This window comes from Paraburkholderia sp. (genome assembly GCF_034668105.1).
Lineage (GTDB): Bacteria > Pseudomonadota > Gammaproteobacteria > Burkholderiales > Burkholderiaceae > Paraburkholderia.
The window spans coordinates 1-10,632 of the sequence record NZ_JAXDPY010000313.1 but is presented as its reverse complement, the minus strand read 5'-3'; the positions used below and the strand labels follow the sequence as shown (position 1 = coordinate 10,632).

The following is a 10,632-nucleotide window of genomic DNA, read 5'->3' as shown; positions in this document are numbered from 1 at the left end:
TCCACCGATCAGGGACTGCTGATACCACAGCTCCCATAGCCGTGTCGAGTCGTCGGCCTCGATGCCGCTCGCGCTTTGCAGGGTCTGCAGATTCCGTTGACTCAGACTGCTGCCGTGAATCTGCAATCCCGATACGTTGAACGTGCCGCCCGGCAACCCCACCGCCTTGTCAGTCTCGACGACGATACCGAACTGGGTCAGTCCATCGTAAGCACCGCCTCGTTTGACGCCGCCCGAAAGGTTGTTCAGATACTCGCTGGTTTCCTCCAGGTTGAAGGTCACCCCGTAGTTACCAAGCCAGGGACGCAGCCCGCCCATGTCGCCGAGCAGATTCGAGCGGTCCCAGAGCCAGGTGGGTGTAGGAGGCGTCTGCCGAGCGGCAGACGTCTGCCCTTCGGCCTGAGCCTGATTCCCAGTTGGCGCCTGATCCGAAGTTGCCGCCGGATCCGTTGCCCGCGTCTGTGCCAGCACGGACGGCGCCACGCCGCACGACAACAGAAGCGTTAGACCGAGGAGGACGCCGGACATCCACCCGCGATTTTTTTCAGGGACTTTCTGCGCGAGATAAGTCTGAGCGCCGTGCAGGCGGCGCGCCAAAGAACAATACGACAACGATTTGACGAACATAAGCTCACTCCCATCGAGCCTCGCAATTCAGACGATGCACGAGGACGTGACCGGGTCTCGCAAACGATGCGAAAGGATCAAACAGAGGGAGCGTGCGACTGGCGGACTGGCCGGAACCGGTCACTGAAGAAGCGCGCTAACCCGCACGGAGCGAATTAGCGGCGAAGGAGGGACCCTGCGGCTAACTCGCGGATATTGCGCCGGCGTAGACCGGCATCGGACTTCCACTACTGGAGCATGTGTCCACGAGGGACTCCTTTTGCTGAGACGGGCGGATTGTATTCGCCACACTTATAAAATCGCAAGTGAAAAACACATAAAAGAGATCGCACTCCGAATTGGCTGACGAACCTGTTGCCAGCTCCCGCCGCCGTCATATTCGCCGGTGCGTCTGCGCCCTTCATTCCCCTGTCCTTCCTGTCATTTCTGAAAGACTCGGTCCATCTAGATGACGGCTAAGCGCACTGCCCCACGCATCGTACGCGCTTGTCATCGTGAAAGTCGTACAGACGACGTTGCTGCACTGAATCACGCCGCGCGCGCATCACGCTGCTTCCGTTGCAATTTCCGGCTCGCACAAAACAGGAAAGTTGACGGAGTTCGCGATATAGCACTTCTGATGCGCGAGATGGTGCAAACGCGCGGCCAGCTCGACATCGCCACCAGCCCGAATGACGACGTGCGGACGCAGCACGATCTCTGAAAAGCGGCCCTGCTCCGGCGTATCGAGCATCGTGCCTTCGGCGTTGTCCCGATAGCTCACAACAACGACACCCGCGTCCGAGCAAAGATGCAGATACCAGAGCTTGTGGCAGGCGGATACCGAGGCGACCAGCAGGTCTTCCGGATTCCATCGCTTTGCGTCGCCGAGAAATGCCGCGTCTGATGATCCGGGAATCTCGGGCTTGCTTCCCGCCGCGATGATGTGGTCCCGACCGTAATCACGATATCCCGAGGTGCCGCTGCCGCGATTGCCTGTCCACTGCACCGATACCGCATATTTGTGCTCGCCGTGCGCCATGCCACGCTCCTTTCCATCAACCATGGATTCGAATTGACCACGCAAGCATTCTATACGCACGCACCAGTTTTGGTATACCATTATTCCAAACGACAAGCCCCTGAGGACTCACCGCAGATGGACCACAAACTGGATTCGACAGCCGACGCCATCGCCGTCTCACTGCGCGAACTGATCGCGGCCGGCGAACTGGAGGACGGTGCGCGGCTGGTCGAGCGCGAACTCGCCGATCGATTCGGCGTGAGCCGGGTGCCGATGCGAGAGGCCATACAAAAGCTCGAGGGCGAAGGGTTGGTCGAGCTCATGCGCAATCGCGGCGCCGTTGTGCGAACCCTGACAGAGTCCGACCTCGACGAGATCTACCGCCTGCGTATGTTGCTCGAAGGGGACGCCATCTTCCACGCGGTCAAGCGCATGGACACCGAGACGTTATCGCGCGCTGAACTCGTTCATCGGCTGCTGGGCGACGCCGACACGGCGCAAAGACAGGGCGAACTGAATCGCGAGTTTCATGAATTGCTATACCGCCCGTGTGAGAACGGCCGGCAATTGAAAGCGATCCGCGAGTTGCGCGCTCAGGTCGAACGTTACGAACGATTGCAAAGCACGCTGCTCGCCGATACGCCGGCCTTCCAGGACGAGCATCTGAAGATTCTCGAAGCCTGTGAGGCCGGCAACGCGCGCCTTGCGCGATCCATGACAGTGGAACATCTCGCGTCGGCAAAGCGCATTGTTGTGCAACTGATTCGGGCTGAGTGATTACTGCGATCCGAACGCTCTACCCGCTACATTTGGCGCACGAGGATCCGGATTCATGTTCAGGCTGGTGCCGTTCGCCCGCATGGTGTTGAGCGCCGGGCCCGAGCCAACGCTGCCGGTCCCGCCGATCGATGTGGCATGGCCCATCGCACCCCCGCCTGGCATTGGGCTCGGACTGGCCGCTCCCGTGCCCAAACCCATCCCCATTCCCGTCCCCAGCCCCATTCCCATGCCCGTGCCATTGATCCCGCCTGCCTGCAAACCGACCATACCATTGGCGCCCATGTTGGCCGACTGCGCGTAAGCCGCACCCGTCAGACCGATTACCAGCGCCGACACCAAAAAACTCTTTGTCACGATCTTCATAGTCCACTCCGTGATGCATCAAAATTGTCGACCGAATTGCTCAAGCCACCGTCGCGATGTCGCACTCACGACGCTCGTGAAGGAAACCGGTCAAATAGTCAGACTGGCCGTCGGCCCGGTTTGTTCATCGCTGAATTCAGGGTTTGATCGAGGATCGGCGTTGGGACGTAAGCTTCGGCGCCGCCATGCCTCCGGCTACTGGTTTGCAGGAATGTCGGGCACCGCCGTGCGCGTTATGATCAACCGTTACGCCCGAACGGCCGATCGCGCACGATGGAGCACGCCTACATCCACCTTTTGCATCAGCTTGCCGGCCATCCGGCGTGGACGCTTACGGTCGTCTTTCTTGCCGCCTTCCTCGAGGCCATCGCCGTTATCGGCACCTTCATCCCCGGCAGCACTGCCATGTTTCTCGCCGGCGCGCTGGCCGGCACCGGTGCGCTGAGCCTCGGTTGGGTGTTCCTGTGGGCGATCGTCGGCGCGATCGCCGGGGACGGCATGAGCTTCTGGATCGGCTCACGCTACAAGCACAGAATCGTCCAGCTGTGGCCGTTCCGCACCCACCCGCAGGTACTCGACGCCGGCAAACGCTTCTTCAAAAAGCACGGTGCCAAGAGCGTCGTGTTCGCCCGCTTCATCGGACCATTGCGAGCGATCGTGCCGGTGGTGGCGGGCATGCTGGGCATGCCGCCGCTGCGCTTCTACGCGATGAACGTGGTGTCGGCGCTGCTGTGGGCGCCCGCGCATGTCCTCCCCGGCGTGGTATTCGGCGCCTCGGTGCTGCTGGCCGGCGCCGTGTCGTTCCGCCTCGTCGTGATCATTGCGTTGCTGGTGGGGATCGTCTGGCTGAGCTTTCGCGCGACGGGTTTCCTGCTCTCGCATGCCAGCGCGTGGTCGGGCGCGGCGGGCCGCTATCTGGGAAGCTGGGCGTGCCGTCACCCGGGCCCGTTCGGCCGTCTCGCGCGGCGCCTGCTGGACCCTGAGCAGCCGGATGCCACCAGTGTCGTGGTGACGTCGCTGATCGTGCTGGTGTCGGGCGCGCTCTTCTTCGGGGTGCTCGAAGACGTGATCAGCGGCGATCCGCTGGTCAGCGTCGATCTGTCCGTCTACCACTTTTTGCAATCGGTGCGCACGCCCTGGAGCGACACCGTGCTGGCGGGATTGGCCACGCTTGGAAGCGTCGTCACGCTGACGGCGCTGGTCGTGACCGTGGTGATCTGGATGCTGTTGGAGCGGCGTTGGCGCACGATCGGTTACTGGCTCGCCGCGGTCGTATTTTCCCAACTGCTGATTTTCGCTTTGCAATTCGCGATGCACCGCGCCCCGCCCAACGAACTGTTGTCCGGCGCCTACGTGTTCCCGAGCAATCACGTCGCCGCGACGGTGATCGTCTATGGCTTCCTTGCGTTCCTGCTCGCGCGGCGCGTCGGCATGCTGGAAGGATTGCTGGTGGCGACCGTGAGCACGGTGGTCGTGATCGTGGTCACGCTGGCGGGACTTTACTTCGGCCGGTACTGGGTCTCCGACGCGATCGGCGGCGCCGCGCTCGCGTATATCTGGGTGGCCATCGTCTCGTTGACAGCCATGTTGCGGCATCCCGAAGTGCCGCCCACCCGCAGCTTCATGCCGGCCGTGATTCTGGTGGTGATGCTCGTGAGCGTGGGCGTGCAGTTGAGCGTCAAGCCACTGGGGGCGCCGCAGGATGCCATGTCGCGGCCGCCGCCCGTGCTGGTCACGCAGACGCAGTGGACGATGTCGCTGTGGAAGCGACTCCCCTGCTATCGCTCCGATATGGGCGGCGACCACAAGGAACCGCTGACGCTGCAATGGGTGTCGAATCTCGATTCGATTAAAGGGCAACTGCGCGCTCAAGGGTGGATCGAAGGCACGGACCTGTCCGCGCACAGCCTGCTCTCGCTTGCTTCGCCGAATGTCGCGGCCGTGTCGCTGCCGGTCTTGCCGAAGCTGAACAACGGCGTGCCTTCGTCACTGGTCTTCATGCGTCCCGGCGACACGCGCGACGAACGCGATGTCCTGCGCTTCTGGCCAAGCGGTTATGCGGTGGAAAACGGCGTGTCAGCGACCCCGCTGTGGGTTGGGGCGTTCGCGCACGAACGGCTCTCGCGGCGCTCGTGGCCGATCAATGTTCTGCGCGTCGAAAAGGAAGTGTCGTCGTTCGATGCGCATACAAAAACCAGCGCAGGCCTCAGCGCGGCGCTCGTCGCCACCGTAAGTTGCCATGGCGTGCCGGTGTCGCTGCTGTCCTCTCCGGTGGAGTGAGCGGCGCGGTGTGCTCGCTTCTCTCGTTGCCTGCCTGGAGACGCGCGTTCGCCATACGAATCGGGAAATCGCCCTGCGCTCAATCACTTGGCGGAATTGGCCAGGACTTGTCCACAAGGATGTGAACATTTTCTGTGGATAACCTCGGCCATGCGGTCCATGCAAGCCGAGGCTCCGCACGCGCTTGCACGCATTCACCCGCGCTTACCTTCAGTCAAGGAACTCCGGCCGCCACCCGGCGGTGGCGGCGCACGCCCCGAAGCCGATTCGCCTGCCTGGGCTTTGCCACGTTCAGCGAGCAGTCGGGTCCGCTTCGCCGGGAGACATGTCCTGCAATTGTTCCTCCGGCGCGATCCTGCCCGCGCGCTCCCGATCCGCCGATTGGTCGACGCTGACGTCCGGACGCTCCCCGCCATCCTCGCCTTCAGCTTCGATCTGCCTGCGCGCCTCCTCCCAGTGCTGTTCCGCGTTGCCGTCCGGCGACGGGTCGTTTTCCCAGATTTGATACGCCCGAGTGCGAATGCGGGCTTCGAGATCGCTGTCCATGCTCCGTTTCTCCGTGAAAATGCGCGCGACGCTCGGGGCCAGCGGAACAATCGGAACAATTCGAACAATTCGAACAATTCGAATCATCAGGCCGCGCCGTCTCGCACATGTCCCGCAGCATCCGGCATGCCACGACAACGATCGACGCTTCCCGAGTGGATTCCGGCCGATACCATCATCACAGCCGCCGGCCGGCCCGTCTTCACTGACCGTAGACGTCGAAGTCGAAATACTTTTTCGCGATCCTGTCGTACGTGCCATCCGCGCGCGTGTCGGCGATCGCCTTGTCGATCTTCGCCTTCAGGTCGGTGTCTTCCTTGCGCAAGCCGATCGCGGTGCCGCTTCCCAGTGTCTTCGCGTCGTAAAGCGCGTTGCCGGCAAACGCAAAGTCCTTGCCGCGCGGCGTGCGCAGGAAACCCACATCAGCCTGGACGGCATTCTGCAGCGATGCGTCGATGCGGCCGGCAATCAGGTCCGAGTACACGAGATCCTGATCCTGGTAGGACACGATCACCGCGCCGACCGGCTCCCAATAGGTCTTTGCATACGTTTCCTGGATCGAACCCTGCTCGACGCCGATGTGCTTGCCCTTCAGCGCTTCCGGCGTCGGCGTGATAGTCGAGCCTTTCTTCGCGACGAGGCGTGTGGGGATACGGAATACCTTCGACGAGAACGCGATCTGCGCCTGACGCGCCGGCGTCATCGACATGGTCGACAGCACGCCGTCGAACTTGCGTCCCTTCAGGGCGGCAATCATCCCGTCGAAGGCGTTTTCGACCCACACGCATTTTGCGTCAAGGCGGCGACAAATCTCATTGCCCAGGTCGATATCGAAACCGACCAGCTTACCGTCGGCGGCTTTTGATTCGAACGGCGGATAGCTCGCGTCGACACCGAACCGCACGGTCGACCAATCCTTCGCGGTTGCGCTGGCGGACGATACAGCAAGCAGCGCAATCGTCAGGGTTGCAAGCAGGGCTTTCATGTCTCTCCTTTTTTATGACTCTATTAATCAGATGCGCGGCGTGAACGAAAACGCGCGAAAACGCGCGAAAAAAAGCGCCCGCCGCGACCAACGACAAAACCGCGCTCAGCATGTCGGCGCCGGCGCGCCAGGGCGCGTCGCGGCAGCCGTCCAGGACGCGCAGCGCACACTATAGATGATCAGAGGGATGCTATAGAGGAGATGACGTCATGCTGCCGGGTTCCGCGTTGCCGCTCATGCTGATCGTCGCCACCTTCGCCGCCAAATTCTGGCTCGGCTTCGAAATGGCGACCGCGACCGTCGTATCGTCGCTTGGGACATATATGCTGATCGACGCCGCGGTGTCCGGCGTCGTGGCCGGCGTGTTCGGCGGGCGCTTCCTCACCTACTGGCGAGCGATGAGCGCGCGCCCGTTATTCGCCTCCAGCAAAGCGTAGCGGGTTCAGCCGCGCCGGCGACAAGCCTCGGTATGAGGAAACGGCCTCATGCCTTGGCGGAATCGCCCAGCATGACGGTCCAGCCGAGGCCGCGCACATTGCGGATAACCGACTGCCCGAACTTCTTGCGCACCGAATGAATCAGCACGTCGACCGCATTGCTCTCCACTTCCTTGCCCCAGCCGTATAAGCGGTCTTCCAGCTGATCGCGCGAGAGGATCATGCCGGGGCGCTCGAGAAACGCCAGCATCAACGCGAATTCGCGCGCCGATAGCACCGAGGTCACGCCATTGCAGCAGAGCGTGCGCTTGTCGAGATCGAGATTGAGGGAATCGTCGCCGAGGCGCGACACCGCATAGCCCGCCTTGCGGCGCAATACCGCGCGAATGCGGGCAAGCAGTTCCGGAACGTCGAAGGGTTTGAGGACGTAGTCGTCGGCGCCGACGTCGAGGCCTTGCACGCGCGCCTCGAGATCGTCGCGTGCGGTCAGGATCAGCACCGGCACCTTGTTGCCGGCCGCTCGCGAGGATTTCAGCAAGTCGATCCCGCTCATGCCCGGCAAGCCGAGATCCAGCAGCACGACCGTGTATTCGGCCGCCGCGATCGCCGCGCTGCCGGCATTGCCGTCGCGCACCCAATCGACGCTATAGTCCGCGTCCTGCAACGCGCGCAGCAGGCTTTGTCCGATCTGCAGGTCGTCTTCAACCAGTAGAACTCGCATGATGTCGTTCCCACAGCAACGAATAGTGTCGTTGGCCGCGGCGCGAGGAATGGAACACGGGTTACGATTCCAGGCCGAGCCCGCCCGTGCCTCTGTCAGGCGGGCACGAGTCAGAACGCATCATAACTGACTCGCGCCGGTGGCGGCCACCGCCTCCGTGGCGCACGGAAAGCCGATCGACGCGACGATTCCCGACTGACCGTCATGGCGATTGCGAAGACTCGCGTCGCCGCCATATTTAGTCGCGATCGCCTTGACGATCGACAGGCCAAGGCCGCTGCCCTCGATTTGCGTATTCGCTCGAAAGAAGCGGTCGAACACCCGTGGCAGCAGTTCTTCCGCAATGCCGGGGCCGGTGTCGGTCACGTCGATCCATACCATCTCGTCGCGTATCTGTACGCTCATATCGACCTTGCCGCCGTCCGGCGTGTAGCGGATCGCGTTGCTGACCAGATTGCGCACGACAATGCCGACATCGGCTTCGACCGCGCGGACAAACGCGCTGGCCATTTCGTCGGCGCCGATATCGATGCCGCGCTTCATCGCGATCGGCAAGACTTCGGCCACGGCGTCGACCACCACGGCGGCCACGTCGACTCGCGTTACGGTATCGGCCTGCAGAGCCGCATCGGCACGCGCAAGCCTGAGCAATTGCGCGATCAGACCGCCACTGCGTCTGATACCGCTGCACAATTCACGAAAACGCTCCTGGTTGCCGGGCACGATATGCGGTTGCAGATTGTCCGCCTGCAATTGAAGCGCGGTGAGCGGCGTGCGCAGTTCGTGCGCGGCGTCGGAAATGAACTTCCGTTCCGATTCGATCGATTGTGCGAGCCGCTCGATCATCAGATTGATCGAGTCGATGAAAGGACGTATCTCGATCGGCACGCCCGAGGTCGACAATTGCTGAAAATGACTGACGTCGATCGCCTGCACTTGCGCACCCAAACGATTCAACTTGCGCAACGAGCGGCGCACCACAAGCAGCACGGCGATCCACACCAGCGGCACGAGCACGATCATCGGCCAAAGCGTATTCACGGCACGTTCTTGCGCAAGCTCGTGGCGCACCGACGAACGTTGCGCAACCTGAATCACCATCGACGGCTCACGCAGCGTGTAGATGCGCCACTCGTCGCCGTCAACCGCGGTCGTCACGAAACCCGCGGGCGCCTCGCGCGGCAGCGCCAGGGACGGCTCGGTCGAGCGGTAAGGCGTGGCCAGATCGTCTTTCCAGATCGTAATGACAATGTCGCGCTCCGGTTGCGAGCCGCGCGCGGGAATGCTGGGCAGGGAGTCCGCGAGACCGCCGCGCATGCGGCCGGCAACCTGTTCGAGCCGCAGGTCGAGCAGCGCGCTCATGCCCGCTTTCGACAACTGGTACGAACTGACGCCCTGCACCACGCCGACTATGCTGGCCAGCACGCAAAGGGCGAGGACAAGCTGGTTTCTTAGAGACTTGATCATGGAGGCGCAGAAAAAGTGTTTCGTCCAACGGGGTGATGCGTGGACGCCGGGACACTCAGTGCTATGCGAGAGACGGGTCAGACAGACTTTTTTGTAAAGCGATTCTACTCCCGCGACCCGCCCCTTTCTGGCGTCGAAACGACGGCAAGGGCGCGCAGCCTCTTGCTGCGCGCCCACCATTTGCAACGGGCGATAGAGAACGGCTTTAACAATCGCTCAGTCGACAGCGGCGGTTTGGAGCAGCGATTTCATGATGTTTCCCTCCTGATGTGTTTCTGGTCATTCGGTGAGTCAGGTGTTCTCTGCCATGGACTTCACTGTAAGAACACGTGAGCCTCGGCAACACCGACGAGGCCAACGCTTGATACGGCGGCGACGACCGCCTGGCGAATCCCTTTCATGTTCTTCTCCTTGAGCTCCGGTGCGGCGCATTGACTGCATCGGTTGACATGCATTCTGGCCGCCGAGAATGAGGAAAGAATGAGCGGCTTATATCGGATCAAACAGGCGCGGGATCACAACGTGATTCATTGGCGGCGTGCTGCGAACACGGCTCATTTCCGGCTAATTAACGGCGCCTACGATTGGTTCGTCGATGCACAGGTTCAGGTTCGAACCGCCACTCAGACGCGAAAACGCGTTGGGCACGCATCGGACTGAAGCGACGATCCGGACCGCCGGCCCGACATGCGTCGCGCTACTCAAGGAGCACATCATGTTTGCCGCACTTTCCGAAAGACTGGGGTCGTTGTTCTTCTCATTTCACCACGACGAACGCGAAGCGTATCTGGCGTCATCGACCGATCTCGTGGACCTCGAACGCCGCATGCGTCATCTCGACAGTGGCAGCTATCCGTTCAGTCTGCATTCGAGCGTCATGCCGCGCGACAACGAACTGTGAACGATCAACGGACAAGGAGAACCGTCATGCGTCACTATCAATGCGACAGCCCTGAAGCCGCGGCACGCATCGTCGCGGCCTGCTTACTGTCGGACGGCCACGTCGGCGTGGATGAACTCGACGCGCTGCATCGCCACGGCATCGAACAGCGATTGTCGTTGCGACCGCGTCAGTTTCTGCCCGTCGTGCAGGCGCTGTGCGAAGACCTGACTTGCGCCACCTATCTGAATTGGGGCGACGCGTGCAGGCTCGATCCCGTTATCGTCGTGCAACTCGCGGCCGACGTGCAGGACTGGCAGATGCGGCGTGACGTCGTCGAGCTGTGCCAGGAAGCCATTCATGCGGACAGGCATATCTCAGAGGGAGAAGCCGGATTTCTGCGCCTGCTGCGCGCAGCGTGGCAAATGCCGGAGCAACCCGATTGGGCGCGTCGATGCGCGGTACTCAGACTCGTGCGCGCGCAACGGGCAAAATGACTGAAGGGCCAGCCGTGTCGTATTCCAGGCTGGCGTGATTTTTCTT

Annotated in this window: 12 protein-coding genes; 5 read left to right on the top strand and 7 right to left on the bottom strand. The window is 61.9% G+C overall.

From position 1 onward, the window contains the following. Together QOC89_RS14275 and QOC89_RS14270 are read right to left on the bottom strand one after the other, a co-directional pair. Nucleotides 1-528: carbohydrate porin (locus QOC89_RS14275; protein ID WP_323045602.1), on the bottom strand; the 528-nt coding region annotated here is incomplete at its 3' end. A 643-nt stretch (nt 529-1,171) separates the two neighbouring features. Further along, nucleotides 1,172-1,648, bottom strand: coding sequence for an OsmC family protein (locus QOC89_RS14270; RefSeq protein ID WP_323045601.1), 477 nt, complete (start codon nt 1,646-1,648; stop codon nt 1,172-1,174). Here QOC89_RS14270 and QOC89_RS14265 point away from each other — a divergent pair. After that, on the top strand, nt 1,631-2,407 hold the full coding sequence (locus QOC89_RS14265; protein ID WP_323045600.1) for a GntR family transcriptional regulator: 777 nt from the start codon (nt 1,631-1,633) through the stop codon (nt 2,405-2,407). The two genes, QOC89_RS14270 and QOC89_RS14265, sit on opposite strands and share 18 nt — an antisense overlap. Here QOC89_RS14265 and QOC89_RS14260 read toward each other — a convergent pair whose 3' ends face one another. Then, nucleotides 2,408-2,773 (bottom strand): hypothetical protein, encoded by a 366-nt coding sequence (locus QOC89_RS14260; RefSeq protein ID WP_323045599.1) that lies wholly within the window; start codon nt 2,771-2,773, stop codon nt 2,408-2,410. A 273-nt stretch (nt 2,774-3,046) separates the two neighbouring features. Here QOC89_RS14260 and QOC89_RS14255 point away from each other — a divergent pair, with 273 nt between their 5' ends. Continuing rightward, nucleotides 3,047-5,053, top strand: a complete 2,007-nt coding sequence (locus QOC89_RS14255) for a bifunctional DedA family/phosphatase PAP2 family protein (protein WP_323045598.1) — start codon at nt 3,047-3,049, stop codon at nt 5,051-5,053. Between the two features lie 291 nt (nt 5,054-5,344). Here QOC89_RS14255 and QOC89_RS14250 read toward each other — a convergent pair whose 3' ends face one another. Next, nucleotides 5,345-5,599, bottom strand: a complete 255-nt coding sequence (locus QOC89_RS14250; RefSeq protein ID WP_323045597.1) for a DUF2934 domain-containing protein — start codon at nt 5,597-5,599, stop codon at nt 5,345-5,347. A 202-nt stretch (nt 5,600-5,801) separates the two neighbouring features. Then, a complete protein-coding gene (locus QOC89_RS14245; protein WP_323045596.1) occupies nt 5,802-6,584 on the bottom strand; it encodes an ABC transporter substrate-binding protein in 783 nt (260 codons plus the stop codon). A 209-nt stretch (nt 6,585-6,793) separates the two neighbouring features. On the opposite strand from QOC89_RS14245, the gene QOC89_RS14240 reads away from it, so the two are divergent. Beyond that, complete coding sequence (locus tag QOC89_RS14240) at nt 6,794-7,021, top strand: DUF6622 family protein (RefSeq protein ID WP_323045595.1); 228 nt, start codon at nt 6,794-6,796, stop codon at nt 7,019-7,021. Between the two features lie 46 nt (nt 7,022-7,067). On the opposite strand, the gene QOC89_RS14235 is transcribed toward QOC89_RS14240, so the two are convergent. Together QOC89_RS14235 and QOC89_RS14230 are read right to left on the bottom strand one after the other, a co-directional pair. Beyond that, nucleotides 7,068-7,742: a response regulator transcription factor gene (locus QOC89_RS14235; RefSeq protein WP_323045594.1), complete on the bottom strand. Its 675-nt coding sequence runs from the start codon at nt 7,740-7,742 to the stop codon at nt 7,068-7,070. Nucleotides 7,743-7,862: 120 nt separating this feature from the next. Continuing rightward, nucleotides 7,863-9,209: an ATP-binding protein gene (locus tag QOC89_RS14230; protein WP_323045593.1), complete on the bottom strand. Its 1,347-nt coding sequence runs from the start codon at nt 9,207-9,209 to the stop codon at nt 7,863-7,865. A 715-nt stretch (nt 9,210-9,924) separates the two neighbouring features. Between QOC89_RS14230 and QOC89_RS14225 the strand changes: the two genes are divergently transcribed. Together QOC89_RS14225 and QOC89_RS14220 are read left to right on the top strand one after the other, a co-directional pair. Beyond that, on the top strand, nt 9,925-10,110 hold the full coding sequence (locus QOC89_RS14225) for a DUF3563 family protein (RefSeq protein WP_323045592.1): 186 nt from the start codon (nt 9,925-9,927) through the stop codon (nt 10,108-10,110). Between the two features lie 26 nt (nt 10,111-10,136). Further along, nucleotides 10,137-10,586, top strand: a complete 450-nt coding sequence (locus QOC89_RS14220; protein ID WP_323045591.1) for a TerB family tellurite resistance protein — start codon at nt 10,137-10,139, stop codon at nt 10,584-10,586. The last annotated feature ends 46 nt before the right edge of the window (nt 10,587-10,632 follow it).